Source organism: Micromonospora sp. CV4 (assembly GCF_003667455.1).
GTDB lineage: Bacteria > Actinomycetota > Actinomycetes > Mycobacteriales > Micromonosporaceae > Micromonospora.
Map to the genome: position 1 here is coordinate 1 of NZ_RCVI01000158.1, position 26,970 is coordinate 26,970.

Consider the following 26,970-nt stretch of genomic DNA (forward strand, 5'->3'; position numbering starts at 1 on the left):
CTCCCGAACGGCGCCGCCCCCGACGCCGGGTCGCCGGCCGCTCCGGCACAGGTTCCCGCTCAGTGGGGCGGACAGCCGGCCGTCCCCGCGTTCCCGCCCGGCATGCTGCCCCCCGGCTACGGGCAGCCGCACCGTCCGTGGGCCAGCCCCCCGGTGCGGCGTGGCGAGCCGACGCAGCGGCCGGCCAGCATGACCCTGCTCTACATCTGGATCCTGCTCTTCGGCTTCGTCGGCACCCAGTTGGCCTGGACGCTGCGTCCGTTCTTCGGCGACCCGGGTCAGGACTTCGCCCTCTTCCGCAGCATCGACGGCAACTTCTACGCCGAGATCCTGCGGACCATCGCGAACCTCTGAGCACCGTCCGGGCCGGGAAATCCCTGGTTGCCGGCATGGTTACCGGCTAGTAACGTCAGGTCATGACCATCGACTCTCGCCAGGTGGCGGCCGGCATGCTGGAAGCGGTCCCGTTCGCCCGTACGCTCGGGTTCGAGTTCGTCGAGGTGGCGCCCGAGGCGGCGGGCGGGGTGCGGGCGGTCGTCCGGCTCCCCGACTCGCCCGCCACCCACAACCACGTCGGCGGGCCGCACGCCGGGGCCATGTTCACCCTCGGTGAGACGGCCTCCGGCGCGGTGGTGCTGGCAGCATTCGGGCAGCTGCTGGACCGGGCCGTGCCGCTCGCCGTCCGCGCCGAGATCGCCTATCGCAAGCTGGCACGAGGGCCGGTGCTGGCCATCGCGCGGCTGGGCCGGCCGGCTCTTGAGGTGGTCGATGAGCTGGAGTCCGGCAGACGGCCAGAGTTCCCGGTCGAGGTGGAGATCACCACCGAGGACGGCACGCCCACCTCGGCGATGACCGTGATCTGGACCCTGCGGCCGAACTGAGCCGCGCCGGTGGCGGCGGAAACGGGTTTGCCAACCCGGACGGATGGTTAGATTCGTAGCGTGCTGGGCCTACCTGCTCACGTGACCGCCTGTCTCTTCGACCTCGACGGTGTGCTGACGCAGACCGCAAAGGTGCACAACGCCGCCTGGACGGAGACGTTCGACGAGTTCCTGCGGCAGCGCGCCACAGCCACCGGTGAGCCGTTCCAGCCGTTCGACCCCGGCCCGGACTACAACCGCTACGTCGACGGTCGACCCCGCGCCGACGGCGTCCGGTCGTTCCTGGCCTCCCGCGGGATCGTGCTGCCCGAAGGCAGCCCGGACGACCCGCCGGACGCCGACACGGTCAACGGAGTCGGCAACCGCAAGAACGTCCTGCTGCTCCAGCGCCTCCGTAGCGCCGGCGTCGACGTCTATCCGGGATCGGTGCGCTACCTGGAGGCGGCGACCGCCGCCGGGCTGCGCCGAGCCGTGGTGACCGCGAGCGCCAACGGGCGCGAGGTCGTCGCAGCCGCCGGGCTGGACCGGCTGCTGGAGGCGCGCGTCGACGGGCTGGTGGCCCGGGCTCAGGGCCTGCGCGGCAAGCCGTACCCCGACACGTTCCTGGCCGGGGCCCGGCTGCTCGGCGTCGACCCGGCGCAGGCCGCCGTCTTCGAGGACGCGCTCTCCGGGGTGGCCGCCGGTCGGGCCGGCGGCTTCGGTTACGTGATCGGCGTCGACCGGGTCGGGCAGGCCGACGAGCTGCGCACGCACGGCGCCGACATCGTGGTCACCGACCTCGCCGACCTGCTCGACGCGGGTGACGTCGACCCACCGTCACCGCCCGCCGTCACGAACCCCGCCGGAGAGCGGGGCCTGGCGTGATCCGGGAACGGGCCTATCCGGTCGAGCCCTGGCACGTCCGGGAGACCCGGCTGGACATGGACGTGCTGGCCCAGTCGGAGTCCGTCTTCGCGCTCTCCAACGGGCATGTCGGACTGCGCGGCAACCTCGACGAGGGCGAGCCGCACGGCCTGCCCGGCACGTACCTCAACTCGTTCTACGAGCTGCGTCCGCTGCCGTACGCGGAGGCCGGCTACGGCTTTCCCGAGTCCGGGCAGACCATCGTCAACGTCACGAACGGCAAGCTGATGCGGCTGCTGGTCGACGACGAACCGCTCGACGTGCGCTACGGCGAGCTGCTCTCCCACGAGCGGATCCTCGACATGCGTGCCGGCACCCTGCACCGGGAGCTGCAATGGCGCTCGCCGGCCGGCCGGGAGGTCAAGGTTCGCAGCACCCGGCTCGTGTCGTTCACCCAGCGATCGGTCGCCGCCATCAACTACGAGGTGGAGGCCGTCGACGGTCCGCTCCGGCTGATCGTGCAGTCCGAGCTGGTCGCCAACGAGACGCTGCCCGCGCAGAGCAAGGACCCCCGGGTCGCCGCGGTGCTGGAGTCGCCGTTGCAGGCCGAGGAGGAGCTGACCACGCCGGACGGCGGGCAGCTGATCCACCGCACCAAGGTGTCCGGCCTGCGGGTGGCCGCCGCGATGGAACACGAGGTGCACGGCCCGGACCGCACCACCATCGAGTCCGAGGGGTACGAGGACTGGGTCCGCACCACGATCGCCTGTGTACTCAAGCCCGGTGAGAAACTGCGGATCGTCAAGTACCTGACGTACGGGTGGTCGAGCCGGCGCTCGCTTCCCGCGCTGCGCGACCAGGTCGGGGCGGCGCTGGCCGGGGCCCGACTGGACGGCTGGGACGGCCTCTGCCGCGAGCAGCGCAGCTACCTCGACGAGTTCTGGGACGCGGCCGACGTGCGGGTCGAGGGTGACCCGGAGGTGCAGCAGGCCGTCCGTTTCGGCCTCTTCCACGTGCTCCAGGCCGGCGCCCGGGCCGAGCGTCGGCCGATCTCGGCGAAGGGGCTGACCGGCCCCGGCTACGACGGGCACGCGTTCTGGGACACCGAGATGTTCGTCCTGCCGGTGCTCACCTACACCCAGCCGAGCGCCGTGCGCAACGCGCTGCACTGGCGATACAGCACTCTGGAGCAGGCCCGGGAGCGGGCCGAGACACTCAACTTCAAGGGCGCGGCCTTTCCCTGGCGGACCATCGAAGGTCCGGAATCCTCCGGGTACTGGCCGGCCGGCACCGCGGCCTTCCACATCGCCGCCGACATCGCCGACGCGCTGCGCCGCTACGTGCTGGTCACCGGGGACACCGACCTGGAACGGGAGATCGGGCTGGAGCTGCTGGTGGAGACGGCCCGACTGTGGCGCTCGATCGGCCACCACGACCGGCACGGGCGGTTCCACCTCGACGGAGTCACCGGCCCCGACGAGTACACCGCGATCAAGAACGACAACATCTACACGAACCTGATGGCGCAGCGGAACCTCTACGCCGCCGCCGACGTGGTGATGCGCTACCGGGATGAGGCGTTGAACCGCGGGGTCACCGACGAGGAGGCGGCGAGCTGGCGGGACGCCGCCAGCTCGATGCACGTCCCGTACGACGAGGAGCTTCAGGTCCACCAGCAGACGGAAGGGTTCACCCGGCTCCAGGAGTGGGACTTCGCGCACACGCCGGCGGAGAAGTATCCCCTGCTGCTGCACTACCCCTACTTCGACCTGTACCGCAAGCAGGTGGTCAAGCAGGCCGACCTCGTTCTGGCCATGCACTGGCGGGGGGACGCGTTCACCCCCGACCAGAAGGTGCGCAACTTCCACTACTACGAGCGCCGCACCGTACGCGACTCGTCACTGTCAGCCTGCACCCAGGCGGTGCTCGCCGCCGAGGTGGGCCATCCCGAGCTGGCGCACATCTACCTGCGCGAGGCCGCGCTGATGGACCTGCACAACCTCAACGAGAACACTCGGGACGGCGTGCACATGGCCTCGCTGGCCGGGGCGTGGCTCGCCCTGGTCGGTGGGCTCGGCGGACTGCGGGACCACGATGGTCGTCTGTCGTTCGCGCCCCGGCTCTCCAGCCGACTCAGCCGGCTGGAGTTCTCGCTCCAGTGGCGCGGGTTGGCGTTGCGGGTGGACGTGCGGCCGCACCAGACGACGTACTCGCTGCGCCACGGTGGCCCGGATGACGTGGTGGAGCTGCGCCACCACGACCAGGTGCTGCGGGTCACCTGCGACGAGCCGGTGACCGTGCCGGTGCCGCCGGCCGATCCGTCCGGGCCGCCGCCGGAGCAACCGCCGGGCAGGTCGCCGCTGCTGCGGCTGCCCGAGCACGAGCAGTGACGGCTGGGGCGGGATCACTCCCGCCCCAGCCGTCGAAATCTCAGGTGGGCCCTCGCCGGTCGAGCGCCGGGGCGGCCCCGGACCGTCGGTGGACCCGGCCGGTGCGTCAGACGGGTTCGCCGGTGGACGGGCGTCCCAACGCGTCCCTGGGCGCCATCGCCCGGGGATCCTCGGGAGTCCGCGCCTGCGCGGCCTCGTCCCCCCAGTCCCGGCTTCGCTCGGCGTCCTGTTCCCGCCGGTTCCGCTCATCCATCTGCTGCTGCCGCGACGTCTGCTGCTGGGCCATGGCGATCCTCGCGATCCGTCGGGGCGCGGTTGCGCCGACACGGTCTGCGGTCGCCCCTCGCCTACCCGACGGCCCACCCGGCAAACACCACCCACGGTCGACGCGGCCGGGTGCGTGCGGCGCGACGGGTTGGGTACCCCCGGCACAGACGAGTACGGGAAGGGTGGGGCATGGACGAGCAGCGCAGCACGGTGACGATCCCGGTCGGGGACGCTCAACTCCCCGCGGACCTGATGCTGCCCGCGCAGCCGGTGGGCGTGGTGCTCTTCGCGCACGGCAGCGGCAGCTCGCGGCACAGCCCGCGCAACGTGGCGGTGGCACAGACGCTGAACGATCGCGGACTCGGCACGGTACTGGTGGACCTGCTCACCCAGGCCGAGGACGAGGTGGACGCGCGCACCGCCGAACTGCGGTTCGACATCGGGCTGTTGGCCAGCCGGCTGGCCGGGATCGTCGACTGGTTGGCGGCCGAGCGCCCCGCCGGTGACGTGCCGATCGGCCTCTTCGGAGCGAGCACGGGTGCCGCGGCAGCCCTGGTCGCGGCGGCGTCCCGCGCGGACCGGGTGGCCGCGGTGGTGTCCCGGGGCGGTCGACCCGACCTGGCCGGCGCCGCTCTGGCCCAGGTACGGACCCCGACGTTGCTGCTCGTGGGCGGCTTGGACGAGGAGGTCATCGCGCTCAACGAGCAGGCGCTGGCCGAGCTGGGGGACGTCGGCGAGCTGCGGGTGGTGCCCGGTGCCACCCACCTCTTCGCGGAGCCCGGCACCCTGGAGCAGGTCGCCGACCAAGCCGGCACCTGGTTCACCACGCACCTCAGCCGCACGACCGCCCCCTCGCGTCGATCATGAGGTTGACGGCGTGCCCGACACCTCCACCGCGGGAGGGGCGGTGCGCTGGCGTTGGACGGTGTCGACGATGCGCCAGAGGACGGCGGTGATCGGGACACTGACGAAAGCGCCGGCGATGCCCGCGATCAGGGTGCCGGCGGTGACCGCCACCAGGATCACCGCCGGGTGCAGGCGGACCTGCCGCTTCATGACCAACGGCTCCAACAGGTTGCCCTCGATCTGCTGCACGGCGATCACCGCGGCCAGGGTGAGCAGCGCCGTGGTGGGCCCGTTGGCGGCCAGCGCCACCAGCACCGCCACCGCCCCGGCCACGGTCGCGCCGATGATCGGCACGAACCCGCCGAGGAAGGTGATCAGCGCCAGCGGCAGGGCGAGCGGCACTCGCAACACCACCAGGGCCAGGCCGATGCCGATCGCGTCGATCGCGGCGATCAGCATCGTGCCCCGGCTGTACGCGCCCAGCGTCCGCCAGCCGGCGCTGCCCGCCTCGGCCACCACGGGCCGGTTCGGGCCGGTCATCCGGGACAGCACCCAGTGCCACATCGAGCGGCCGTCCTTCAGCAGGAAGAAGAGCAGCACCAGGGCGAGCAGCGCGGAGCCCAGCACCTCGGTCACGGTCCGGGCGCCGGCCACCGGATCCGGGGAGCTGCCGCTCAGCCCCTGCCGGGCCTGGTCGACCAGTCGGTCCAGCTGCGCGTCAGTGACGGGCAGGGTGGACGTGACGAAGTCCCGGCTGCGGTCCAGTCCCTGGGTCAGCTCCTGGCTGAGTTGGTCGAACTGGCTCGCGGTCAGGTTCCACACCAGCGCGCCGACCCCCACGAGGATGCCGAGCAGCAGCAGGACGGTGAGCAGCGCGGCCAGGGACGCGGGCAGCCGCAACCGGCGCAGCCGGAGCAGCACCGGGTCGAGCAGCGCGGTGAGGAAGATGGTGGCCGCCAGCGCGATGGCCAACGGCGCCAGCAGCACGGCGATCCGGCCCAGCAGGTAGAGCCCGACGACGACCACCACCAGGCAGGCGCTCCACAACACCGCGGTCCGGACCAGCCAGGGCAGCCCCGCCCATGCCTGGCGCGGCCCAGGGCCGCCCGTTGTCGCCCCGGTGCCCGCCCCGGGCTCGTCTGCCACCATGTCGGTCCTCCTCGATCTCGCGAGGTCGGTACCCGGCCGGCCGTGCGCCGACACCCGTACCGCTCCAACGGCGGGTGACCGGTCGGCGTGGCGGGTGTGGCCCGGACGGCCCGCGGCAGGCTCCGCCGTCCGGACTGACCGGTTTGCGCTACCCGACCCAGGGAACGCTGACAGGAGTGACCGGAGTGGAGGAGGAGCGCCATGGGTGACTTCATGGACAAGGCCAAGGATTTCGCGGACAAGCACGACAAGCAGGTGGACCAGGGGCTGGACAAGGCCGGCGACATGGCCGACAAGCGCACCGGCGGGAAGTACGACGACCAGATCGACAAGGGTGTGGACCAGGCTCAGGCGCGTACCGGCGAGGGCGACCAGGTCCGCTGACGCGCCGGACCGCCTCCCGGGCCGCCGTGCACGCGGCGGCCCGGGTTGTCGTGGCCGGATCGGCGGCGGGTCAGTGCTGGTTCTTCTCGCGCAGCTCGCGCATCGAGGTCGGCCGGCCGCTCAGCGCGTCGCGCACCCGGTCCACCAGGCCGGTGCCCGGGGCGATCAGCTTGTTCGCCGGCGGGTGGTCCGGGGCGCTCGGGTGGGGTCGGGTCGGTGCGATCTCCTTGACCGCCGTCACCTTGTCGGCCAGCTCGACCAGCTCCTCCCGGGCGGTCGCCGCGCGCAGCCGGGGGAAGAGCTCGTTCTCCTCGTCCCGTACGTGGTGTCGGATGGTGCTGGTCAGGCGGGCGAGCACGTCGTCGAAGCGGGGGTCGGACGGGTCGACGGACTCCAGCTCCTTCATCGTCCGCTCGGCGTCGGCGTGTTCGGTGATCTCGTGTTCGGCGATCTGGTCGCCGTCGGGGAGCGCCTTGCGCGCGGTCGGGTAGACGTACATCTCCTCGGCCACCGAGTGGCGGACGAGCTCGGCGATCACCACGTCGACGAGCTGGCGACGGTACTCGGGGGTGCCCTGCCGGGTCTCCAGCTCGACGAAGAGGGTCTCGACCGCACGGTGGTCGGCGACCAGGAGGTCGACGACATCCTGGTCCTCGGTGCTCTGCGGGTTGGTCATCTCACGGCCCCTTACCGGTTGCGGATCGGTGGGTGTGTGCGGCCTGGTACCCCGCAAACATTCGACAAACCCACACCCACCGATGGATTTCACGGGCACAGGGTGGTCTGTTGGTGCCCGCGGGGCAGATGGGGACGACTGTCCCCGTGACGTCCGGGTAACCCCCGCCATGGCCGATGACCGCCCACCAGTCGAGAGTGACCGGTCGCGCCTCGACGAGGCTGCCGAGCGGGGCGGCCAGGCTGTCGAGCGGGTGCGGCACCGCGGCGGGCAGGCCGGCCGGGTCCGAGCCCGGCAGTGGGAGCTCACGCTGGTGATCGCCATCCAGGCTGGGTTGGCCGCGGGGCTCGCCGCCCTGATCGCGCAGCAGCTGCTCGGTCCCGGAGCGCACGTCTTCGCCCCCGCAGCCGCCGTCGGTACGATCGCCACCGCCATCGGGCAGCGGGCCCGGCGCACCTTCGAGTTGCTGGCCGGCGTGGGCCTGGGCATCGTCATCGGCGACACGCTGCGCTTCTTCCTCGGCTCAGGGCCGTGGCAGACCGGCGCGGTGGTCGCCCTGGCCATCGCCAGCGCGCTGCTGGTGGCCGGAAAGGGTGGCCAACTGGTCGGTCAGGCCGGCGGTACCGCCGTGCTGATCTCCACGCTGGCCCCGATGGAGCGCGGTCTGGAGTTGCCCCGGATCTTCGACGCGCTGGTGGGGGGCGTGGTCGGCCTGGCGGTGGTCGCGTTGCTCCTGCCGGTCAACCCGCTGCGGGTGCTCGACCGGGCCGCGTCGCCGATCTTCGAGATCCTCTGCGAGCAGCTCGACGAGCTGTCGCAGGCATTGCGGAAGCGCGACGCCGACCGGGCGATGCGGGTCCTGGAGCGGTTCCGCGGCACCGAGGGTGATCTCAGCCGGCTGCACGAGGCGCTGAGCGGGGCGGAGGAGGTGGTGACGATCGCTCCGGCCCGTTGGCACCGCCGCCAGCAGTACCACGAGTACGCCCGCACCGCCGGGCAACTGGAGCGGCTGTTGCTGGACAGCCGCGCGATGGCCCGCTGGTCGGCCACCGCACTCCAGTACAACGAGACCATCCCACCGGAGCTGCCGGACGCGATAGCCCGACTGGGCCGGGCGACGGCGGAGATGCGCAGGGAGTGCCGGGTCGGTAGTTACCCCGAGCGCACCCGACAGTTGGTCGAGCAGTGCGCCGAACTGGCTGGGCGGGCCGCTGCAACCGGGGTCGGCTCGTTTGGTGAAGCCCTCGTCACCGGCCTGCGAACCGCGGCCAGCGATCTGCTCCGTGCCGCCGGCTGCGACCCGGACGACGCGAACACGGCCGTGCGCCGGGCGGCCGGCGTTGGGGAGGCGGCCATCCATCCGCCGGCCCGGCGACACCTGCACCGCTCCCGGCCGACCCGGGCGACCCGGGCCCGACGGCGGTCGCACCTCGCCGCCCGTAGGCGCAACGACGATCGGGCCGGCCTCCCCGACAGGGGGAGACCGGCCCGGTGAAACGGCAGGGTCAGGAGGAGTAGCCGCGCTCGGCGATCCAGTTGGCGACCTTCGGCAGGCTCATCCAGTACTCGCCCAGCGCCGGGTCGGCCGGGTCGGCGATCCGGATCATGTCGCCACCGTCGCGGTAACCGACCAGGGTCAGGTAGTGGCCGCCCTCGTAGGAGTGCGGGTTGCCGTCGATGTCCACGGTCGTGCCCTTGATGTTGGCCACCACGGGCCGGCCCGCGTCCACCGCGGCCAGCACGTCCCGGCGCAGCTGCTCGACCTGCTCGGGGCGGGCCACCGAGTCACGAATCTCCGTGGTCCGGTACTTGCCGCCGGTCAGCTCGTTGAGCACCCGCGTGGTGTCCAGGGCCGAGGGGGTGCCCGCCTCGGTGGTGCCGAGCAGTTTGGCCACCTCGTCCTGGGATAGCGCCTTGCCCTGCGCGGACAGCGCGATGCGGGTGGCGGCGGGCCCGCAGTAGTAGAAGTTCGGCTGGGCCTGGTAGTCGATGCCGAGGATCCGCTCGGCGGAACGGCCGGTCTGACCGCTCCGGTCGCCCTGGCTCGCCGTGGTCGGTGCTCCCTGCACCGGGGCGGCCTGCGCGGACACGGCCGGGCCGAGGGCACAGCCGCCGGCGACCAGGATGCCGGCGACGGACAGACCGCTCTTCTGGATGATCGGATTCATGGTCGAGTCTCCGTTCGGGGGGTCGGCGCCTCCGAGTTGCGGAGGGCGGCAGCACCGGGAATGGCGCTCGGCTCATCAGGGGCGACGACCCGCGGCCGTTCCGGCCGGGGCCTACCGGGGGTGTAACGGCCCTGCTCCGGCGGGCATTCCGCCGTCCGCTCCCCCGGCACGCATGTCGCGCACGGGTGCAACGGCCGCCGGTCGGGCGGGATTCCGGGGGATTTGTGCCGACGCTCACGATGCGCCGTCGGCGGCGGTGACGCCGAACAGCATCCGCTCATACCGGGATGAAACGGTCATCGTTGTGGAGCCGTGGCTTGCGGGGATCGACGGGGCCGATCAGGGGTGCCGGTTCAGAGGCTGCCCAGCAGGCCGGTCACGGTGATCTCGATGACCACCCGCTCCGCATTGGGACGGGGAGTCCGATACCGCTCGGCGTAGCGGCGCTCCGCCTCCGCGACGGCGGCCCGGTCCGAGCGGAGCACCGCCCGCCCCTCGATGGTCAACCAGCGCCGGCCGTCCACGTGACAGACCGCCACCGGGATGCCCGCGGCGCCCGCGGCCTCCACGTGTCGTGCCTTGCGGGAGGTGCCGGAGGTGATCACGCGGGCCAGCCCGGCCGCCGGGTCGAGGGTGACCCCGACCGGCACCACGTGCGGGGTGCCGTCGGCGCGCACGGTGGTCAGCGTCGCGAGGTGCCGTTCCGCGCAGAACGCGGCGACACGCTCGTCGCGTACGTCCAACCGGTGATCGCCCGCCATGACCGTCCCCCGTCCGCCGATCCGACCACGATCATGGCACGGAGCGGCGCGTCCGGTCCGGGTCCGGCGGCGCGTCCGGCTGCCCCGGCAGGCGGCGGCCGGCCGCCCGGCGCTGGTGCACCAGCCGGGTCAGGTAGATCAGAGCCCCCGCCAGAACGCCCATGTCGTCCAGGTAGATCGGATCCGGGAGCAGGTCGACCGGGAAGATGGTGTAGATCAGCGCCCCGTAGAAGGCGACCTTGCCGCCTGCGCCGAGCCCGGTCAGCAGCCGTCGGGTCCGCACCACCCGCACCGCCAGCACCACCGCGCCGACCAGTGTGGCGATGGCCAGAATGCCGGCGATCACCACGAGGACCCACGCCTGTCGGGACATTCCGTCACGCTAACCCACCGAAGCCCGCATGGCCCGGTGACGGCTGCCGGCACGCGGTCGCCATCGCCGGTCCGGTCTTCCGCCCGAACGCGCCGCCGGTCGGCCGGTCACGTCGTGCCGAGCGGTCAGAACGCGGGGACCGCCGCGCGGCCGCGGGCGACCACCTGGTTCTCCCGGGTCTGCTCGACCGACGGGACGACCTCGCTCAGCGGCAGCACCGAGGCCGACTCCGCAACCCGCGGTCGGGTCGCCGCGTGGGCCTCCTCCCGCAGGCTGCGAGCGGCGGCCACGGCCAGTTCGGCGGCGCGCCACGCGGCCTGCTCCCGCTCCCCGGCGGCGGCGTGCCGCGCGGCCAGATTGTCCCGGATCGCCCGCTGCAACACCAGTTCCTGCTCGACCGGGTGCAACCGCGGGTCCCAGCCGTCGCGGTGCGCGAACACGTCACTGAGCTGCTCCACCGACAGCTCCCGCCGCCAGTACGCGTCCAGCGCGGCCCGGTGCAGGTAGCGCTCGCGGTCGACGTACTCCGCCGGGGTTCGGGCGGTGTGCGGCAGCGGCATCGCGGCCGCGGCGCCGAGTCGCCGGACCGCCGCCTCGGCCGCCTCGTACGCCTGCCAGGCGGCCTCGACCTCCTCCTGCGCGGCGACCCACTCCGCCCGGCGGCGCTGGGCGGTGGTGGTGGCCCGCTCGGCCGCCACCGCGACCTCCTGCGCGTAGCGACTCTGCTCCCGTTCCTCCTGCGCCTGCTCAAGCTGACTGGGCATGGCGGCGCGGCGGATCCGGGCACCCGGATCGAGACGAAGTCGGCCGGGGCGCACCAGCAGGGCGGCGACGGTGACCGCGACCACCCCGAGAAGGCTCAGCCAGATGGCGGCGGCCCGGGGCACGTCGGGCAGGACGGTGGAGAGGACGGTCTGCATGATCAGCACCTCACGGTCGAACGACGGGTATCGACGGGTGGCGGCGGACGGGTGTTTCGCCGGCATCGGCGCAGGTGGATGGCCCGCTGACGGTCCCGCTCCGGCTGGTCACCAGTTCGGGGAACTCCGGCCGGTGTGACGGCCTGGCAACGGCCGACGGCGGTGACGGGAGCTCCGGACGGGTGAGCCCGACGGGGCCGCGCGCATCGCGGGCCGGTGACCGGCCGGGGTCAGCGAGTGGGCGGGCCGCGCCGGGGCGGGATGCCACGCCCCGGCTCATCGGCCGGCGCGTGCTCCGTGCCCTCGGTGACCGGGCCGGTCGCCGCGGCGGTGTCGACAGCGCTGGCGGGTCGGGACGCGGCCGGCCGGCTGGCCCGCTGGACGGCGGGGACGGCGTCGGGCCGGAGGGTCTCCACCCGGCTGCTCACGACGCTGGGCCGCAGCTGCGTCGGCGCCGGAGGCGGGGTCGCGGCCAGGGCGCCGCCGAGGCCGACCGCGAGCACCAGCGCGGTGACCGCCAGCCGGGTCAGCTCCCGCAGTGACCGCAGCACCGCCCAGCGGGCTGGGCGGACGGGCGCTGCGGAGGACACCTGACCAACCTAACGTCCGCCCCGTCACAACGCAGCTCGGCAACCGCCCGTTCGGGCGTGACCGTCGCCACGACGCGCACAGTGGACGAAGCCGCCGGCACCCGAAACGGCGGCGACCCCCGCCGGATCGAATCCGGCAGGGGCCACCACGACACGTTCGCGCGGCACCGCCGACAGGCAGGGCGCCGCCGGCGGACGGGAATCAGTCGCCGGTGCCGAGCACCGACGGCGGAGCCTCTCCGCCGTCCCGCCACACCATCTCGTCCTCCGTCAGCCAGGTCATCCGCTCGTCGGACTCGTCGGCCTCCGACCGGCCGTGCCCGCCGAGCACCCCCGGACGGTTCGCCCCGCTGCCGCCCGCCGCGCCCTGCCGTCCGGCCGCAGCCGACCGGCCGGTGGTGGACTCGCCGCGCCGGCCGTCCATGCTGCGTCCGGCCCCGGTGGCGGCGCGGGTGCCGGCGGTGGCGGTGGCTACCGTGGCGGTCCCGGCGGCGGCGGTGGTGCTCCCGGTGGCGGTTTCCGTCCGGGTGCTCCGGCCGGTGGCGGCGGTCGTCCGGGTGCGGGCGGTCGTGGCCGTGGCGGTGGCGCCGCGGGTGCCTTCGGGCGTCCGGGTGGCCGGCCGACGCGCGGTCGCAAGTCCAAGAAGCAGCGCAGACAGGAGTTCGACAACCTGTCGGCTCCGACCATGAGCTCGGGTGCTCCCCGGGGTCAGGGTCAGGTCGTCCGGCTCTCCCGTGGCGCCTCGCTGTCGGACTTCGCCGACAAGATCAACGCCAACCCGGGTTCGCTGGTCCAGGAGATGTTCAACCTGGGCGAGATGGTCACCGCGACCCAGTCCTGCTCTGACGACACCCTGCAGCTGCTGGGTGAGCACCTCGGATTCGACATCCAGATCGTCAGCCCGGAGGACGAGGACCGCGAGCTGCTCGCGCAGTTCAACATCGACCTCGACGCGGAGGTGGCCGAGGAGCGTCTGGTCAGCCGTGCGCCGGTCGTGACCGTCATGGGTCACGTCGACCACGGTAAGACCAAGCTGCTCGACGCCATCCGTAAGGCGAACGTCGTGGCCGGCGAGGCGGGTGGCATCACCCAGCACATCGGTGCCTACCAGGTCCACGTGCCGCACGACGGCCTGGACCGCGCGGTGACCTTCATCGACACCCCGGGTCACGAGGCGTTCACCGCCATGCGTGCTCGTGGTGCCCAGGTGACGGACATCGTGATCCTGGTGGTCGCGGCCGACGACGGCGTGATGCCGCAGACGATCGAGGCGTTGAACCACGCCAAGGCGGCTGACGTGCCGATCGTGGTCGCGGTCAACAAGGTCGACAAGCCGGAGGCCAACCCGGACAAGGTTCGCCAGCAGCTGACCGAGTACGGCCTGGTCGCCGAGGAGTACGGCGGCGAGACCATGTTCGTCAACGTGGCCGCGAAGCCGGGCATCGGCATCGAGGAGCTGCTCGAGGCTGTCCTGCTGACCGCCGACGCGTCGCTGGAGCTGACCGCTCCGATCGACGGGCCGGCGCAGGGTGTGGCCATCGAGGCGCACCTGGACAAGGGCCGCGGTGCGGTGGCGACGGTGCTGGTGCAGAAGGGCACCCTGCGGGCGGGCGACTCGATCGTCGCCGGTGGGGCGCACGGCCGGGTCCGGGCCATGCTCGACGAGAACGGCAACCAGGTCTCCGAGGCCGGGCCGGCGCGTCCGGTCATGGTCCTGGGTCTGACCGCGCCGCCCGGCGCGGGTGACACGTTCCTCGCCGCGGCGGACGACCGTACGGTGCGGCAGATCGCCGAGCAGCGCCAGGCGCGGCGGCGGGCGGCGGCTTTCGCCAACTCCCGTGGTCGGGCCACCCTCGAGACGCTCATGGAGCAGCTCAAGGAGGGCGAGAAGACTGCGCTCAACCTCATCCTCAAGGGCGATGGCTCCGGTTCGGTGGAGGCCCTGGAGGACGCGCTGTTCAACCTCGACATTCCCGAGGAGGTCCAGCTCAAGGTCCTCGACCGGGGCGTCGGCGCGATCACCGAGAGCAACGTCATGCTCGCGAGCGCCTCGTCCGAGCCGGTCACGATCATCGGCTTCAACGTGCGGGCCTCGAACAAGGTCCGCGAGATGGCCGACCGCGAGGGCGTGGAGATCCGGTACTACACCGTCATCTACCAGGCCATCGAGGAGATCGAGGCGGCGCTCAAGGGCCTGCTCAAGCCGGAGTACGAGGAGGTCGAGCTGGGCAGCGCGGAGATCCGCGACGTCTTCCGCTCGTCCAAGATCGGCAACATCTCCGGTTGTATCGTCCGGTCCGGTGTCATCCGGCGCAACGCGAAGGCGCGCCTGCTTCGGGACGGGACGGTCGTGGCGGACAACCTCACGATCAGCTCCCTGAAGCGGTTCAAGGACGACGCCACGGAGGTCCGCGAGGGCTTCGAGTGTGGTCTGACCCTGGGTGGTTACAACAACGTCCAGGTCGGCGACATCATCGAGACCTTCGAGATGCGGGAGAAGGTTCGCGCCTGATCCGGCGGTGACACGCTGATCAAGGGGTTTACGCCGTTCGGCGTAAACCCCTTGATCATGCGGGGCGGGTTGGCGGTATCGTCCGGGGCGATGTTCACCGGAACCGCGGTCTTCGACCTGCTGCTGCCGGGCGACTCCCGGTCGCTCAAAGCCAAGAGATCATATGTACGGCCGATCGTGGCGGCGCTGCGCCGCTTCGAGGTCTCGGCCGCCGAGGTGGGTGCGCTCGACCTGCACGGGCGAGCGCAGATAGCGGTGGCCGTGGTGGCCGCCGAGGCGGCGCACGTCCGCGAGGTGCTGGATTCCTGCGAGCGCTTGGTGGCCGGTCGCCCCGAGGCCGAGCTGCTGTCGGTCCGGCGCCGGTTGTACGGCGCGGAGGACGACTGACCAGGGTGCCGGCGGTGCTCGGCGACCCGGCCGGTCGCGAAGGTAATGTTCGAGATGTTGGCCGGTCGGCCGGCGGCCCGCGGGTCGCCGCGTCGGCCGGGAGCAGGACGCCGTGGAGGTGGCGAGATGTCTGATCCGGCCAAGGTACGCCGGCACGCGGAACGGGTGCGTGAGCTGGTCGCGTCGGTGGTGCGGAGCCAGATCAAGGACCCGCGGCTCGGCATGATCACCATCACCGACGCCCGGATCACGGCTGACCTGCGCGACGCGACGGTCTTCTACACCGTGCTCGGTGACGCGGTGGCCCAGGCGGACACGGCGGCGGCGCTGGAGAGCGCCAAGGGTCTGCTGCGCAGCACCGTCGGCAAGGCGCTCGGGCTGCGGCACTCGCCGACGCTCACCTTCGTCCTGGACGACGTGCAGGACCAGGTCAAGCACATCGACGACCTGCTCGCCGCGGCCCGCAACGCGGACGCCGAGGTGCAGCGGCTCGCCGCGCAGGCCGAGTACGCGGGCGAGGCGCAGCCGTACCGGGTCGACGAGGAGTCGGACGAGACCGACGAGGGCGCCGAGGTCCCGGAGAACCCCCGGGGTGAGGAAGCGCGGTGACCGGCAACGCCGGTCCCCAACTCGCCACGGCCGTCGGTGCCGGCCCCACCCAGGCGGACTGGGCGGCGGCCGAGGCGCTGGTGCGCGGCCTCGCGCCGACCGGACGGGTGCTGCTGATCTGTCACGTCAACCCGGACGGCGACGCGCTGGGCAGCATGCTCGGCTTCGGTCTGGGCCTGCGTCAGCTCGGCGTACGCCACCTGCAGGCGACCTTTCCCGGGCCGCCGGAGGTGCCCGAGCCGTTCCGGGGGATGCCCGGGCTGGACCTGCTGGTTCCGGCCAGTGCCGCGGATCCCGACCCGGACCTGGTGATCTGTTTCGACGCGGCGAGCGAGTCGCGCCTCGGTGAGCTGGTCGGACGCCTGTCGTCCGCGCCCGCCGCGCTGGTGCTCGACCACCATGCCTCGAACACCGGCTTCGGCACGGTCAACCTGGTGGACCCGGCGGCGGCGGCGACCTCGGTGGTGGCCGATCAGCTGCTGGGCCGGCTCGGTGTGCCGCTGGACCCGGCCATCGCGGAGTGCCTCTACGTGGCACTGACCACGGACACGGGCTCGTTCCGGTTCGAGGCGACCACCCCGGCGGTGCACCAGTTGGCCGCCCGGCTGCTGGCCACCGGCATCTCACCGGGTGACATCTCCCGGCGGGTCTTCGACACCCGTCCCTTCGGCGCGGTCCGGCTCTTCGGCGAGGTGCTGGGCCGGGCCCGGCTGGAGCCGGCGGAGGCGGACGGTCGGGGCCTGGTGTGGACCTTCGCCACCCTGGACGACCTGGCCCGGCACGACCAGCGACCCTACGTGTTGGAAGCGTTGATCGACTCGGTGCGGTGCACCGCCGAGGCGGACGTGAGCTGCGTGCTGAAGCAGACCAGGCCTGCCGAGTGGGCCGTCTCGATGCGCAGCAAGGGCGCGGTCGACGTCAGCCGTGTGGCGGTCGCGCTGGGCGGTGGCGGTCACAAATTCGCGGCCGGGTTCACCGGTCGGGGCGCCGTCGAGCAGGTGGTCGAGGCGATCCGCGGCCAGCTGGACGCGGCGCTGATCCGCCCCGGCGGCTGACCGGGCCCCGCGTCGTCGTACGGCCCGGACCCGGTGCGGAGCGCCGGTCCCCACCGCCCTGCGGTGGGGGGAGATCAGGGTCAACTCCGGGGAGTGTTGGTCTTCCCGCGTTCGGTGAGACCGGGAAGAATTGCGGGATGGAGCAGCCGCACGACCTCACCGTGGAGGCCCCCCGTGCCTGGGATCGGCCTGCCGTCTCCGTACCGGTCCTCGTCTGTCTGTCGCTCGTCGGTGGCCGGTTCGCGTCCTTCTCGACCGAGGCCAACCTGTACACCCTGGGCACCGGCGGGGTGCTGATCTGGCTCGGTCTGAGCAACCGGGTGGCCCGCCGCCCGGCGCCGCGCCGGCTGGGCGCGGGCGCGGCCTGGTGGGCGTTGCCGGTGGTCGTCTTCGGGGTCTTCGAAGGTGTCACCTTCGTGCTGGCGGTGGGCGACGACTTCCCCACCTTCTCCCGGCTGGCCGATCCCCTCCTGGAGGATCATCTGACCCGGTCGGCGGCCTGGTTCGCCTGGCTGGCCGCGTTCTGGGGGTTGGTGCGGCGATGATGCGGGCGCTCGCGATCGGCGGCTTCCTCACCGCACTGGCCCTGTTCGGCGTGGTCGAGTGGTTGGCCCGGCGGGAGGGTTCCCGGATCCCCACCCTGGGCGAGGTCTGCGCGTACGTGATGCGCTACGAGGTCGGCCCGGTGCCGGTGGGCCGGATCGGTCTGTTCGGCTTCTGGTGGTGGCTGGGCTGGCACTTTCTGGCCCGCTGAACTGGGTCGTAGCCCGTCCAGATGGCGGGAACCGTGAGCAGTATGTGGACCTGAACGATAGCTTGGGAGACGGCCGGCACCGGTTGCGGTGCAGGTCGCGGGTGGTGGTGCCACACCTTGTGCCGCCTCCCTCCCGGGTCAGACCGACCCGGGCGCACACCGCCCAGCCGGCTGCTCCGGTAACCCCGGACCGCCGTGGGGCGCTCAGCACGACCGCCCGTGCGGGTCGCCGCGTGCCGGTGGCTCGCACACCGGAAGGAGCGCCACCATGCCGAACAAGCCCAAGCCGGAGACCGCCGACGACGCCCGCGAGCAGGCCCGCCGCGCGCTCCAGACGTCGATGGACACCCGTCAGTGACCCGATCCGTCCGGCGGTGACGCCGTCGACGGCCTTTGTCCGAGGCGTCACCGCCCGATCGGTTCCGTCCCGTCCGGGACACCCCGCGCACTGATCCCGCATCGTCCTACGGGGTAGCCCCCGCCGGCCTCCGCCGGTAAGTGCTGGCCACCCTTGCGATCCTTACTGAGCTCGTGACAGGATCGCCGGCGATGGACACCAGCACGCTTGCCGCGTCCCCCCGCCGAATCGCCGGCCTCGCCCTGCCCGCCCTCGTGGTGCTGGCCGCCGAACCGCTCTACGTGCTGGTCGACACGGCCGTGGTCGGTCACCTCGGCCGGGTGCCGCTGGCCGCGCTCGCCGTCGGCGGCACGGTCATGACACTCGCCGCGTGGCTCGGCACCGTGGTCGCGTACGGCACCACCGGGCGTTCGGCCCGCCGCTACGGCGCCGGCGACCGGGCGGCGGCGGTGGCCGAGGGCGTCCAGTCGTCCTGGTTGGCGTTCGGTGTCGGGCTGCTGGTCGCCGTCGGCATGCAGATCGGCGGCGGCGCGCTCGCGCGTACCCTCGCCGGAGGTGGCGGCGAGGTGGCCGACGCCGCCGCGCAGTGGCTGCGCGTCGCGGCGCTCGGCGCCCCCGGCCTGCTGCTCGCCGCGGCCGGCAACGGCTGGCTGCGCGGCGTGCAGGACACCCGCCGCCCGCTCCTCTTCGTGCTCGGCCCCAACCTGCTCTCCGCGCTGCTCTGCCCGCTGCTGGTCTATCCCGCCGGGCTCGGTCTGGTGGGTTCGGCCGTGGCCAACGTGATCGCCCAGACGCTCGCCGGGGTGCTCTTCGCCGCGGCGCTGGTCTCCGAACGGGTGTCGCTGCGACCCCGGCCGCAGCTGATCCGCCAGCAGTTGGTGCTCAGCCGGGACCTGCTGATCCGTGGCGTGGCGTTCCAGGCCAGCTTCCTTTCCGCGACCGCCGTCGCCGCCCGTTTCGGCGCCGCCGCCGTCGGCGCCCACCAGATCGCCCTCCAGCTCTGGTTCTTCACCGCGCTGGTGCTCGACGCGCTCGCGATCGCCGCGCAGTCCCTGGTGGGCGCCGCGCTCGGGGCCGGCGACGAGGCGGGCGCCCGGTCGCTGGCCCGCCGGATCGGGCTGCTCGGCGGCCTCTGTGGTGTCGGCTTCGCGCTGCTGATCGCCGCCGGCGCCGGCGTGGTGCCGTCGTGGTTCAGCTCCGATCCCGAGGTACGCGAGCAGGCCATGGTGGCCTGGCCCTGGTTCGTCGCCATGCAGCCGCTGGCCGGGGTGGTGTTCGCGCTCGACGGCGTGCTGATCGGCGCCGGCGACGTGCGTTACCTGCGCAATCTCACCATCGTGGCGGCGCTCGGCGGCTTCCTGCCGGCCATCTGGCTGGCGTACGGGCTCGACCTCGGGCTGGGCGGCATCTGGGCCGGGCTCACCCTGTTCGTGGTGATCCGGCTGGTCGCCCTGCTGTTGCGGCTGCGCGACGGCCGCTGGGCGGTCGTCGGCGTCGTCCGCTGAGGCGGCGCCCGCCCACACACGTCGCCCTCCGGGGCGTCTGGCAGGCTTGGGCGACGTGAGCACCGATGGACTGATCGTGGTCGACAAATCCGGCGGCATGACGTCGCACGACGTGGTGGCACGGATCCGCCGACTGGCGAAGACCCGGCGGGTCGGGCACGGTGGCACGCTCGACCCGATGGCGACCGGAGTGCTGGTGATCGGTGTGGGCCGGGCCACCCGGTTGCTGACGTACGTGATCGGCGCGGCCAAGAGCTACACCGGCACCATCCGGCTCGGTCAGGCCACCGTCACCGACGACGCCGAGGGTGACGTGATCGCCATCACCCCGGCCGGTCAGGTCACCGACGACGCCATCCGGGAGGCGCTGACCGCCTCGACCGGGGAGATCGACCAGGTGCCGAGCGCGGTCAGCGCCATCAAGATCGACGGTCAGCGGGCGTACAAGCGGGTGCGCGACGGGGAGAGCGTCGAGCTGCCCGCGCGGCGGGTCACCATCTCCCGCCTGGAGGTGCTGGCGATCCGTCGCACCGAGCCGGACGTGGTGGACGTGGACATCGACGTCACCTGCTCCTCCGGCACGTACATCCGGGCCATCGCCCGGGACGCGGGCCTGGCGCTCGGAGTCGGTGGGCATCTGACCGCGCTGCGCCGGACCGCCGTGGGTGGCTTCACCCTGGCCGAGGCGGCCACCCTCGACGAGCTGGAGCAACGTGCCCCGGACGTGGTCAACCTGCCGCTCGACGCGGCAGCCGACCGGTTCTTCCCACGCCGGGAGGCGACGCCCGACGAGGCGCGGGTGCTCGCCCACGGCGGGCCGCTCGACCCGACCGGCCTGACCGGGCCGTACGCCGTCTTCGGGCCGTCCGGCGGGCTGATCGCTATCGTCAGCGAGCGGGACGGGCGGGCCCGCGCCGAGATCGTGCTCGCCCCGGCCTGACGGCGGGGCCGGTACGCCCGGGGCGCGGATCCGCCGGGCGAGTGTCAACAAGGGGCCCTTCCGCGGCGCGAGGCGTCAGGAAGGAGCCCTTCCTTACCGAGGGGAGCGGCATGCAGCGGTGGCGGGGGTACGACGCGGCGCCCGGCGGGTGGGGGCGCTCGGTCGTCACCATCGGCGTCTTCGACGGCGTGCACAAGGGGCACCAGGCGACCATCGGGCACGCCGTGGCCCGGGCCCGCGAGCTGGGCGTGCAGTCCGTCGTGGTCACCTTCGACCCGCACCCGGCCGAGGTGGTCCGCCCCGGCTCGCATCCGGCGGTGCTCACCGAGCCGGCTCGCAAGGCTGAGCTGATCGAGGCGCTCGGCGTGGACGTGCTCTGCGTGGTGCCGTTCACCCCGGAGTTCTCGCGGCTGCCCGCCGAGCAGTTCGTGCACGACATCCTGGTCGAGCACCTGCACGCTGCGCTGGTGGTGGTCGGCAGCAACTTCCGCTTCGGGCACCGGGCGGCCGGCGACGTGGCGCTGCTGGAGCGGCTGGGCCGCACGTTCGGCTTCGGCGTGGAGGGCGGCCCGTTGGTCGCCGAGGACGGCACCGTCTTCTCCTCGACGTACATCCGCTCTTGCGTCGACGCCGGCGACGTGGGGGCCGCGGCGGCCGCGCTGGGCCGCCCGCACCGGCTGGAGGGCGTCGTGGTCCGCGGTGACCAGCGGGGGCGGGAGCTAGGCTTTCCCACCGCCAACCTGCTCTGCCACCGGTACGCGGCGGTGCCCGCCGACGGGGTGTACGCGGCCCGGTTGGTCCGCCGCGGGCAGCGCGAGCCGCTGCTGGCGGCGGTGTCGGTGGGCACCAACCCGACCTTCTCCGGACGGGAGCGGCGGGTGGAGGCGTACGCCCTGGACTTCGACGGCGACCTCTACGGCGAGCGGCTGGCCCTGGACTTCGTGGCGCACCTGCGGGGGCAGATCCGTTACGACTCGATCGAGCCGTTGATCACGCAGATGAATCAGGACGTCGAGCGCACGCGGCGTGCTCTGGGCTGATCGTCCCCCGCGTCGCGTCCCCTCGCCGAGGCCCTTGACCGGGCGCTTTCGGCGGGTGCTGGTAGTCTGGCGGAAACGTCGGGTGACCGGCGTGGGGCCTCGCGTGCCTGCTCGACGCCGCGGGTGCGAGGTACCGGTCCGTTCCCGGTCCATCGGGACGACGGACACCTACTTGATCAACCCACTGAAACAGGGAGAACATGGCGCTCGACCAGGAAGCCAAGGCCACGATCCGCGCGGAGTACGCGACCGCCGAGGGCGACACCGGTTCGCCGGAGGTCCAGGTCGCGGTCCTCACCAAGCGGATCGCTGAGCTGACCGAGCACCTGAAGGTGCACAAGCACGACCACCACAGCCGCCGTGGGCTGCTGCTGCTGGTCGGCCGGCGCCGTCGGCTGCTCAACTACGTCCAGAAGAAGGACATTGCGCGCTACCGGTCGCTCATCGAGCGGCTCGGCCTGCGCCGGTGACGTGACGGGGGAGTGGCCGACCGGCCGCTCCCCCGATCGGCGTCCCACCTGAAGAACACGGGCCGCGCGACCACCCGACAGGGAGCCGGTCAGCGTACCGGTCTCCGGTAGTGGCCCCCGGGAATCCCGGCATCATGCCGGCCACCCGGGCGCTTCGATCGAAGACCGGCCGGCTGAGCAGTTCCCCGTGTCGTGGGGCCCACGACGCGAAGGAGCACTACAGCACATGACCGAGACCAACCTCGGCACCGAATCCCGCACCGCCGTGATCGACAACGGGTCCTTCGGCACCCGTGAGATCACCTTCTCCACCGGTCGGCTGGCTCGCCAGGCCGCCGGTTCCGTCGTCGCCCAGCTGGGCGAGACGGTCGTTCTCTCCGCCACCACCGCCGGTAAGCACCCGAAGGAGCAGTTCGACTTCTTCCCGCTGACCGTCGACGTCGAGGAGCGGATGTACGCCGCGGGCCGGATCCCCGGCTCGTTCTTCCGCCGTGAGGGCCGGCCCAGCGAGGACGCGATCCTCACCTGCCGCCTGATCGACCGGCCGCTGCGCCCGTCGTTCGTCAAGGGCCTGCGCAACGAGGTCCAGGTCGTCGAGACCATCCTCGCGCTCGACCCGCAGCACCCGTACGACGTCGTGGCGATCAACGCCGCCTCGATGTCGACCAAGCTCTCCGGCCTGCCGTTCTCCGGCCCGATCGGCGCGACCCGGGTCGCGCACATCGACGGCCAGTGGGTCGCCTTCCCGACCCTGGAGGAGCTGGCTCGCGCCACCTTCGACATGGTCGTGGCCGGCCGCACGCTCGAGGACGGCGACGTCGCGATCATGATGGTCGAGGCCGAGGCCACCCCGAACGCCGTCGCCCTGATCTCGGCCGGTGCCACCGCCCCGACCGAGGAGATCGTGGCCAGCGGCCTGGAGGCCGCCAAGCCGGCGATCCGTGAGCTGTGCCGCGCGCAGAGCGAGCTGGCCGAGGTCGCCGCCAAGCCGGTCACCGAGTTCCCCGTCTTCCTCGACTACCAGGACGACGTGTACGACGCGGTCGCCGAGCTGGCCCGCGCCGACGTGTCCGAGGCGATCACCATCTCCGGCAAGGCCGACCGCGAGGAGGCCCTGGACCGGGTCAAGGCCCGGGTCGCCGAGGAGCTGGGCGCTCGGTTCGAGGGTCGGGAGAAGGAGCTCAGCGCCGCCTTCCGGTCGCTGACCAAGTCCGAGGTGCGCAACCGCGTGCTGCGCGAGCAGGTCCGCATGGACGGGCGTGGCCCGCGGGACATCCGCCCGCTGACCGCCGAGGTCGGCGTGCTGCCGCGGGTGCACGGTTCGGCGCTGTTCGAGCGCGGCGAGACCCAGATCCTGGGCGTCACCACGCTGAACATGCTCCGCATGGAGCAGATGGTGGACACGCTGTCCCCCGAGAACCGCAAGCGCTACATGCACAACTACAACTTCCCGCCGTACTCGACCGGTGAGACCGGCCGGGTCGGCTCGCCGAAGCGTCGCGAGATCGGCCACGGCGCGCTCGCCGAGCGGGCGCTGATCCCGGTGCTGCCGTCGCGCGAGGAGTTCCCGTACGCCATCCGGCAGGTGTCGGAGGCGCTCGGCTCCAACGGCTCCACCTCGATGGGTTCGGTCTGCGCCTCGACGCTGGGCCTGCTCAGCGCCGGTGTGCCGCTGAAGGCGCCGGTCGCCGGCATCGCGATGGGGCTCATCTCCGACGAGGTGGACGGCAAGACCCAGTACGTGACGCTGACCGACATCCTCGGTGCCGAGGACGCGTTCGGTGACATGGACTTCAAGGTCGCCGGCACGCCGGAGTTCGTGACCGCGCTCCAGCTCGACACCAAGCTCAACGGCATCCCGTCGGACGTGCTGGCCGCCGCGCTGCAGCAGGCGAACGAGGCGCGGCAGGTCATCCTCGGTGTCATGAAGGCGGCGATCGAGGCTCCGGCCGAGATGTCCGACTACGCGCCGCGGGTCACCACCGTCAAGATCCCGGTCGACAAGATCGGCATGGTGATCGGCCCGAAGGGGCAGACCATCAACGCCATCCAGGACGAGACCGGCGCCGAGATCTCCATCGAGGACGACGGCACGATCTACGTCGGCGCCACCAACGGCCCGTCGGCCCAGGCGGCGGTGGACCGGATCAACGGCATCGCCAACCCGACGCTGCCGAAGCAGGGTGAGCGGTTCCTCGGCACGGTGGTCAAGACCGCCGCGTTCGGCGCGTTCATCTCGCTGCTGCCGGGTCGCGACGGCCTGCTGCACATCTCCAAGGTGGGCGACGGCAAGCGGGTCGAGCGCGTTGAGGACTTCCTCAACGTCGGCGACCGGGTCGAGGTCGAGATCGCGGACATCGACGCCCGCGGCAAGATCTACCTGGACAAGGTCCGCCCGGAGGGCGCCGAGGCGCCGGCCGCCGGTGAGGCTGCCGGTGGCGACCGGCCGGCTGGCCGCGACCGGGGTGACCGTGGCCCGCGTGACCGCGGCGACCGCGAGCGTGGCGGCGACCGTGGCGGCCGTGGCCCGGAGCGCGGCGAGGGCGGCGGCGAGGGTGGCGAGGGCGGCGAGCGTCCGCGCCGCCGGACCCGGCACAGCTGATCGTCGTACCTCGCATCACCCACCCCTCGTCGAACCGGGAGCACCACGTGAGTCGGGCCTTCAGTGCGCCGTTTCCACCGGATCGACGGGGGGTGGTCGCGTCCCGGGACACCGGGGCGGGCCGCTCCGGCGGCACCGCCCGGGCGGTGACCCGGACGCTCAGCGACGACCCGCTGGGCGGCACGGTACGACGTACCGTGCTGCCCAGCGGCCTGCGCGTGCTCACCGAGGCGATCCCGGCGATGCGCAGCGTCTCCTTCGGCATCTGGGTGGCGGTGGGCTCGCGGGACGAGACCGGCCCACAGGCCGGCGCCGCGCACTTCCTGGAGCACCTGCTCTTCAAGGGCACCCACAAGCGCACCGCCCTGGAGATCTCCTCGCAGATCGAGGCGGTGGGTGGCGAGACCAACGCCTTCACCACGAAGGAATACACCTGCTACTACGCCCGCGTGCTGGACGAGGACCTGCCGCTGGCGATCGACGTGATGTGCGACCTGGTCGCCGACTCGCTGCTGGAGCCGGCCGACGTGGAGACCGAGCGCGGCGTGATCCTCGAAGAGATCGCCATGCACGACGACGAGCCCGGTGACGAGGTGCACGACCTCTTCGCCCGCGCCATCTACGGTGACCACCCGCTGGGCCGACTGATCTCCGGCACCGAGGAGACCGTCACGCCGATGACCCGGCGGCAGATCCAGAGCTTCTACCGGCGCCGCTACACCGCGCCGCAGATCATCATCGCCGCCGCCGGCAACCTCGACCACGCCGCGGTGGTCAAGCTGGTCCGCCAGGCGGTGCGCGGCACCCCGCTGGACAGCGACCCGGCGACCCCGGCGCCGTACCGCAAGGCAACCCCGGCGGTACGCACCCGGGGCGCCACCACCCTGGTGGAGTCGAAGGAGACCGAGCAGGCGCACGTCCTCCTCGGCTGCCCCGGCATCGACCGCATCGACGAGCGGCGCTTCGCCCTCGGGGTGCTCAACAACGTGCTCGGCGGCGGCATGTCCAGCCGACTGTTCCAGGAGATCCGCGAGCAGCGCGGCCTGGCGTACTCGGTGTACTCCTACGCCAGCCAGTACGCCGACAGCGGCCTGTTCGCCGTCTACGCCGGCTGCGCGCCCGGCAAGGTCGACGAGGTGCTGGCCCTGACCCGCGCCGAGCTGGCCCGGGTGGCCGCCGACGGGCTGACCGAGGCCGAGGTGGCCCGGGGCAAGGGCATGAGCAAGGGCTCGTTCGTGCTCGGCCTGGAGGACACCGGGTCCCGGATGAGCCGGCTGGCCAAGGGTGAGCTGCTCTACGGCGACCTGATGCCCGTGGACGAGCTGCTCCGCCGGGTCGACGAGGTCACCGTGGAGGACGTGAACGTCCTCGCCGCCGAGCTGCTCAGCCGACCGATGTCGCTGGCCGTGGTCGGCCCCTTCGGCGAGGGTGACTTCGCGGTCTGAGGGCTGCCGCCCGTCGCGGTCGGGGCGCCGAGGTGGGCGTACCAGCTGGTGGAGCGCACCGGATCCGGCCGGAGGGGCACGTCCCGATTGGGATAGGTTGTGCCCCGTGACTGACGAGCAGGAGAAGACCCCGGCCCAGCCGCTGCGGGTCGGCGTTTTTGGTGCGCGCGGCCGGATGGGCGTCGAGGTCTGCAAGGCGGTCGACGCCGCCGACGACCTCGAACTCGCCGCGTCGATCGACCAGGGCGACAGCCCCTCCGCCGTGTCCACCGCCGAGGTGGTCGTCGACTTCACCACGCCCGACGTCGTCATGGACAACCTGCGGTGGTGCATCGACCAGGGCATCAACGCGGTCGTCGGCACCACGGGCTTCACCGAGCAGCGGCTGGAGCAGGTGCGCGGCTGGCTGGCCGACAAGCCCGAGGTGGGCGTGGTCATCGCCCCGAACTTCGGCATCGGCGCGGTGCTGATGATGCAGTTCGCCGCGCGGGCCGCCCGGCACTTCGAGTCCGTCGAGATCATCGAGCAGCACCACCCGCGCAAGCTGGACGCACCGAGCGGCACCGCCACGCACACCGCCCGGCAGATCGCCCGCGCCCGCGCCGAGGCCGGCCTCGGCCCGGTGCCGGACGCCACCAAGGACGAGGTGCCGGGCGCGCGGGGTGCCGAAATCGACGGGGTACGCGTACACGCCGTGCGCGCCACCGGGCTCGTCGCCCACCAGGAGGTGCTCTTCGGCACCACCGGCGAGACGCTGACCATCCGGCACGACTCGTACGACCGGGCGTCGTTCATGCCGGGTGTGCTGCTGGCCGTACGCGCGGTGCGCAACCGCCCGGGCCTCACGGTCGGCCTCGACGCCCTGCTCGACTGACCGATCCGCTCCTCCGCACGCGCGCCCGCACGTCGATCCGGGCGCGCTCGCCGGCCGGCGCCCGCCTGTTCGCTCGCCGGCCCGCGCCCGCCCGCCGGCCGACGCCCGCCTGTTCGCTCGCGTCCGCCCGTTCGCTCGCCCGCCGGCCCGCGTCCGCGTGCAGTGCTGCCC

Annotated in this window: 27 protein-coding genes and 2 pseudogenes; 20 read left to right on the top strand and 9 right to left on the bottom strand. The window is 72.6% G+C overall.

Annotated elements, in window-relative coordinates:
• The 4 genes and pseudogenes from EAD98_RS03225 to EAD98_RS03240 form a co-directional block, all read left to right on the top strand.
• Nucleotides 1–354, top strand: a pseudogene (locus tag EAD98_RS03225) (hypothetical protein); the annotation flags it as partial.
• A gap of 62 nt (nt 355–416) precedes the next feature.
• Nucleotides 417–881 carry a DUF4442 domain-containing protein gene (locus EAD98_RS03230; RefSeq protein WP_121652590.1) on the top strand — a complete coding sequence of 155 codons (465 nt, stop codon included), beginning with the start codon at nt 417–419 and terminating at the stop codon, nt 879–881.
• A gap of 60 nt (nt 882–941) precedes the next feature.
• Nucleotides 942–1,745 carry an HAD family phosphatase gene (locus EAD98_RS03235; protein ID WP_121652591.1) on the top strand — a complete coding sequence of 268 codons (804 nt, stop codon included), beginning with the start codon at nt 942–944 and terminating at the stop codon, nt 1,743–1,745.
• Nucleotides 1,742–4,114, top strand: coding sequence for a glycoside hydrolase family 65 protein (locus EAD98_RS03240; protein WP_121652592.1), 2,373 nt, complete (start codon nt 1,742–1,744; stop codon nt 4,112–4,114). Before EAD98_RS03235 ends, EAD98_RS03240 begins: the two co-directional genes overlap by 4 nt.
• Before the next feature lie 106 nt (nt 4,115–4,220).
• Here the strand turns inward: EAD98_RS03240 and EAD98_RS03245 are convergent, their stop codons facing one another.
• Complete coding sequence (locus tag EAD98_RS03245) at nt 4,221–4,400, bottom strand: hypothetical protein (protein ID WP_074319115.1); 180 nt, start codon at nt 4,398–4,400, stop codon at nt 4,221–4,223.
• A gap of 170 nt (nt 4,401–4,570) precedes the next feature.
• Between EAD98_RS03245 and EAD98_RS03250 the strand changes: the two genes are divergently transcribed.
• Complete coding sequence (locus tag EAD98_RS03250; protein WP_121652593.1) at nt 4,571–5,248, top strand: dienelactone hydrolase family protein; 678 nt, start codon at nt 4,571–4,573, stop codon at nt 5,246–5,248.
• Here EAD98_RS03250 and EAD98_RS03255 read toward each other — a convergent pair.
• The gene (locus EAD98_RS03255; RefSeq protein ID WP_121652594.1) at nt 5,243–6,376 is read right to left on the bottom strand and encodes an AI-2E family transporter; all 1,134 of its coding nucleotides are present in this window, start codon (nt 6,374–6,376) and stop codon (nt 5,243–5,245) included. The genes EAD98_RS03250 and EAD98_RS03255 overlap by 6 nt on opposite strands.
• 201 nt (nt 6,377–6,577) lie before the next feature.
• Between EAD98_RS03255 and EAD98_RS03260 the strand changes: the two genes are divergently transcribed.
• Nucleotides 6,578–6,760 carry an antitoxin gene (locus EAD98_RS03260; RefSeq protein ID WP_074316295.1) on the top strand — a complete coding sequence of 61 codons (183 nt, stop codon included), beginning with the start codon at nt 6,578–6,580 and terminating at the stop codon, nt 6,758–6,760.
• Between the two features lie 70 nt (nt 6,761–6,830).
• Here the strand turns inward: EAD98_RS03260 and EAD98_RS03265 are convergent, their stop codons facing one another.
• The gene (locus tag EAD98_RS03265; RefSeq protein ID WP_121652595.1) at nt 6,831–7,436 is read right to left on the bottom strand and encodes a hemerythrin domain-containing protein; all 606 of its coding nucleotides are present in this window, start codon (nt 7,434–7,436) and stop codon (nt 6,831–6,833) included.
• A 169-nt stretch (nt 7,437–7,605) separates the two neighbouring features.
• Here EAD98_RS03265 and EAD98_RS03270 point away from each other — a divergent pair, with 169 nt between their 5' ends.
• A complete protein-coding gene (locus EAD98_RS03270; RefSeq protein ID WP_121652596.1) occupies nt 7,606–8,931 on the top strand; it encodes an aromatic acid exporter family protein in 1,326 nt (441 codons plus the stop codon).
• Nucleotides 8,932–8,941: 10 nt separating this feature from the next.
• Here EAD98_RS03270 and EAD98_RS03275 read toward each other — a convergent pair whose 3' ends face one another.
• From EAD98_RS03275 to EAD98_RS31175, 6 genes are all read right to left on the bottom strand, one after another.
• Complete coding sequence (locus tag EAD98_RS03275; protein ID WP_121652597.1) at nt 8,942–9,604, bottom strand: C39 family peptidase; 663 nt, start codon at nt 9,602–9,604, stop codon at nt 8,942–8,944.
• Between the two features lie 353 nt (nt 9,605–9,957).
• On the bottom strand, nt 9,958–10,365 hold the full coding sequence (locus EAD98_RS03280) for a pyridoxamine 5'-phosphate oxidase family protein (RefSeq protein ID WP_121652598.1): 408 nt from the start codon (nt 10,363–10,365) through the stop codon (nt 9,958–9,960).
• Nucleotides 10,366–10,396: 31 nt separating this feature from the next.
• On the bottom strand, nt 10,397–10,738 hold the full coding sequence (locus tag EAD98_RS03285; RefSeq protein ID WP_121652599.1) for a YkvA family protein: 342 nt from the start codon (nt 10,736–10,738) through the stop codon (nt 10,397–10,399).
• Nucleotides 10,739–10,863: 125 nt separating this feature from the next.
• Entirely contained in the window at nt 10,864–11,724 is an 861-nt protein-coding gene (locus tag EAD98_RS03290) for a hypothetical protein (RefSeq protein ID WP_233583702.1), read from the bottom strand.
• 164 nt (nt 11,725–11,888) lie between these two features.
• Nucleotides 11,889–12,248 carry a hypothetical protein gene (locus EAD98_RS03295; protein ID WP_147457320.1) on the bottom strand — a complete coding sequence of 120 codons (360 nt, stop codon included), beginning with the start codon at nt 12,246–12,248 and terminating at the stop codon, nt 11,889–11,891.
• Nucleotides 12,249–12,450: 202 nt separating this feature from the next.
• A complete protein-coding gene (locus tag EAD98_RS31175) occupies nt 12,451–12,672 on the bottom strand; it encodes a hypothetical protein (protein WP_199723268.1) in 222 nt (73 codons plus the stop codon).
• Between the two features lie 18 nt (nt 12,673–12,690).
• Between EAD98_RS31175 and infB the strand changes: the two are divergent.
• The 13 genes and pseudogenes from infB to dapB form a co-directional block, all read left to right on the top strand.
• Nucleotides 12,691–14,760, top strand: a pseudogene (infB, locus tag EAD98_RS03300) (translation initiation factor IF-2); the annotation flags it as partial.
• Between the two features lie 90 nt (nt 14,761–14,850).
• The gene (locus EAD98_RS03305; RefSeq protein WP_074317898.1) at nt 14,851–15,147 is read left to right on the top strand and encodes a DUF503 domain-containing protein; all 297 of its coding nucleotides are present in this window, start codon (nt 14,851–14,853) and stop codon (nt 15,145–15,147) included.
• Between the two features lie 126 nt (nt 15,148–15,273).
• Complete coding sequence (gene rbfA, locus EAD98_RS03310; protein ID WP_121652601.1) at nt 15,274–15,756, top strand: 30S ribosome-binding factor RbfA; 483 nt, start codon at nt 15,274–15,276, stop codon at nt 15,754–15,756.
• Nucleotides 15,753–16,811, top strand: a complete 1,059-nt coding sequence (locus tag EAD98_RS03315; RefSeq protein ID WP_121652602.1) for a bifunctional oligoribonuclease/PAP phosphatase NrnA — start codon at nt 15,753–15,755, stop codon at nt 16,809–16,811. Before rbfA ends, EAD98_RS03315 begins: the two co-directional genes overlap by 4 nt.
• Nucleotides 16,812–16,948: 137 nt before the next feature.
• The gene (locus tag EAD98_RS03320) at nt 16,949–17,356 is read left to right on the top strand and encodes a hypothetical protein (protein ID WP_121652603.1); all 408 of its coding nucleotides are present in this window, start codon (nt 16,949–16,951) and stop codon (nt 17,354–17,356) included.
• Nucleotides 17,356–17,565 (top strand): DUF6186 family protein, encoded by a 210-nt coding sequence (locus tag EAD98_RS03325; RefSeq protein WP_199723267.1) that lies wholly within the window; start codon nt 17,356–17,358, stop codon nt 17,563–17,565. Before EAD98_RS03320 ends, EAD98_RS03325 begins: the two co-directional genes overlap by 1 nt.
• 549 nt (nt 17,566–18,114) lie before the next feature.
• A complete protein-coding gene (locus EAD98_RS03330) occupies nt 18,115–19,428 on the top strand; it encodes an MATE family efflux transporter (RefSeq protein WP_121652605.1) in 1,314 nt (437 codons plus the stop codon).
• Nucleotides 19,429–19,483: 55 nt separating this feature from the next.
• Nucleotides 19,484–20,368, top strand: a complete 885-nt coding sequence (gene truB, locus EAD98_RS03335; protein ID WP_121652606.1) for a tRNA pseudouridine(55) synthase TruB — start codon at nt 19,484–19,486, stop codon at nt 20,366–20,368.
• Between the two features lie 110 nt (nt 20,369–20,478).
• Complete coding sequence (locus EAD98_RS03340) at nt 20,479–21,408, top strand: bifunctional riboflavin kinase/FAD synthetase (RefSeq protein ID WP_121652607.1); 930 nt, start codon at nt 20,479–20,481, stop codon at nt 21,406–21,408.
• A 200-nt stretch (nt 21,409–21,608) separates the two neighbouring features.
• On the top strand, nt 21,609–21,878 hold the full coding sequence (gene rpsO / locus EAD98_RS03345; RefSeq protein WP_074317913.1) for a 30S ribosomal protein S15: 270 nt from the start codon (nt 21,609–21,611) through the stop codon (nt 21,876–21,878).
• Between the two features lie 226 nt (nt 21,879–22,104).
• Entirely contained in the window at nt 22,105–24,480 is a 2,376-nt protein-coding gene (locus EAD98_RS03350) for a polyribonucleotide nucleotidyltransferase (protein ID WP_121652608.1), read from the top strand.
• A gap of 47 nt (nt 24,481–24,527) precedes the next feature.
• Nucleotides 24,528–25,925, top strand: a complete 1,398-nt coding sequence (locus EAD98_RS03355) for a pitrilysin family protein (RefSeq protein WP_121652609.1) — start codon at nt 24,528–24,530, stop codon at nt 25,923–25,925.
• Nucleotides 25,926–26,031: 106 nt separating this feature from the next.
• On the top strand, nt 26,032–26,799 hold the full coding sequence (gene dapB, locus EAD98_RS03360; protein WP_121652610.1) for a 4-hydroxy-tetrahydrodipicolinate reductase: 768 nt from the start codon (nt 26,032–26,034) through the stop codon (nt 26,797–26,799).
• The last annotated feature ends 171 nt before the right edge of the window (nt 26,800–26,970 follow it).

What these genes read in the sequence shown, in the direction of transcription:
- EAD98_RS03230 (WP_121652590.1), top strand. Translation starts at nt 417, where the DNA reads ATGACCATCGACTCTCGCCAGGTGGCGGCCGGCATGCTGGAAGCGGTC.
- EAD98_RS03350 (WP_121652608.1), top strand. Translation starts at nt 22,105, where the DNA reads ATGACCGAGACCAACCTCGGCACCGAATCCCGCACCGCCGTGATCGAC.
- EAD98_RS31175 (WP_199723268.1), bottom strand. Translation starts at nt 12,672, where the DNA reads ATGGACGGCCGGCGCGGCGAGTCCACCACCGGCCGGTCGGCTGCGGCC.
- EAD98_RS03275 (WP_121652597.1), bottom strand. Translation starts at nt 9,604, where the DNA reads ATGAATCCGATCATCCAGAAGAGCGGTCTGTCCGTCGCCGGCATCCTG.
- EAD98_RS03280 (WP_121652598.1), bottom strand. Translation starts at nt 10,365, where the DNA reads ATGGCGGGCGATCACCGGTTGGACGTACGCGACGAGCGTGTCGCCGCG.
- EAD98_RS03325 (WP_199723267.1), top strand. Translation starts at nt 17,356, where the DNA reads ATGCGGGCGCTCGCGATCGGCGGCTTCCTCACCGCACTGGCCCTGTTC.
- EAD98_RS03285 (WP_121652599.1), bottom strand. Translation starts at nt 10,738, where the DNA reads ATGTCCCGACAGGCGTGGGTCCTCGTGGTGATCGCCGGCATTCTGGCC.
- EAD98_RS03330 (WP_121652605.1), top strand. Translation starts at nt 18,115, where the DNA reads ATGGACACCAGCACGCTTGCCGCGTCCCCCCGCCGAATCGCCGGCCTC.
- EAD98_RS03305 (WP_074317898.1), top strand. Translation starts at nt 14,851, where the DNA reads ATGTTCACCGGAACCGCGGTCTTCGACCTGCTGCTGCCGGGCGACTCC.
- rpsO (WP_074317913.1), top strand. Translation starts at nt 21,609, where the DNA reads ATGGCGCTCGACCAGGAAGCCAAGGCCACGATCCGCGCGGAGTACGCG.
- rbfA (WP_121652601.1), top strand. Translation starts at nt 15,274, where the DNA reads ATGTCTGATCCGGCCAAGGTACGCCGGCACGCGGAACGGGTGCGTGAG.
- EAD98_RS03255 (WP_121652594.1), bottom strand. Translation starts at nt 6,376, where the DNA reads ATGGTGGCAGACGAGCCCGGGGCGGGCACCGGGGCGACAACGGGCGGC.
- EAD98_RS03290 (WP_233583702.1), bottom strand. Translation starts at nt 11,724, where the DNA reads ATGCCGGCGAAACACCCGTCCGCCGCCACCCGTCGATACCCGTCGTTC.
- EAD98_RS03340 (WP_121652607.1), top strand. Translation starts at nt 20,479, where the DNA reads ATGCAGCGGTGGCGGGGGTACGACGCGGCGCCCGGCGGGTGGGGGCGC.
- EAD98_RS03245 (WP_074319115.1), bottom strand. Translation starts at nt 4,400, where the DNA reads ATGGCCCAGCAGCAGACGTCGCGGCAGCAGCAGATGGATGAGCGGAAC.
- EAD98_RS03270 (WP_121652596.1), top strand. Translation starts at nt 7,606, where the DNA reads ATGGCCGATGACCGCCCACCAGTCGAGAGTGACCGGTCGCGCCTCGAC.
- EAD98_RS03260 (WP_074316295.1), top strand. Translation starts at nt 6,578, where the DNA reads ATGGGTGACTTCATGGACAAGGCCAAGGATTTCGCGGACAAGCACGAC.
- EAD98_RS03250 (WP_121652593.1), top strand. Translation starts at nt 4,571, where the DNA reads ATGGACGAGCAGCGCAGCACGGTGACGATCCCGGTCGGGGACGCTCAA.
- EAD98_RS03320 (WP_121652603.1), top strand. Translation starts at nt 16,949, where the DNA reads ATGGAGCAGCCGCACGACCTCACCGTGGAGGCCCCCCGTGCCTGGGAT.
- EAD98_RS03265 (WP_121652595.1), bottom strand. Translation starts at nt 7,436, where the DNA reads ATGACCAACCCGCAGAGCACCGAGGACCAGGATGTCGTCGACCTCCTG.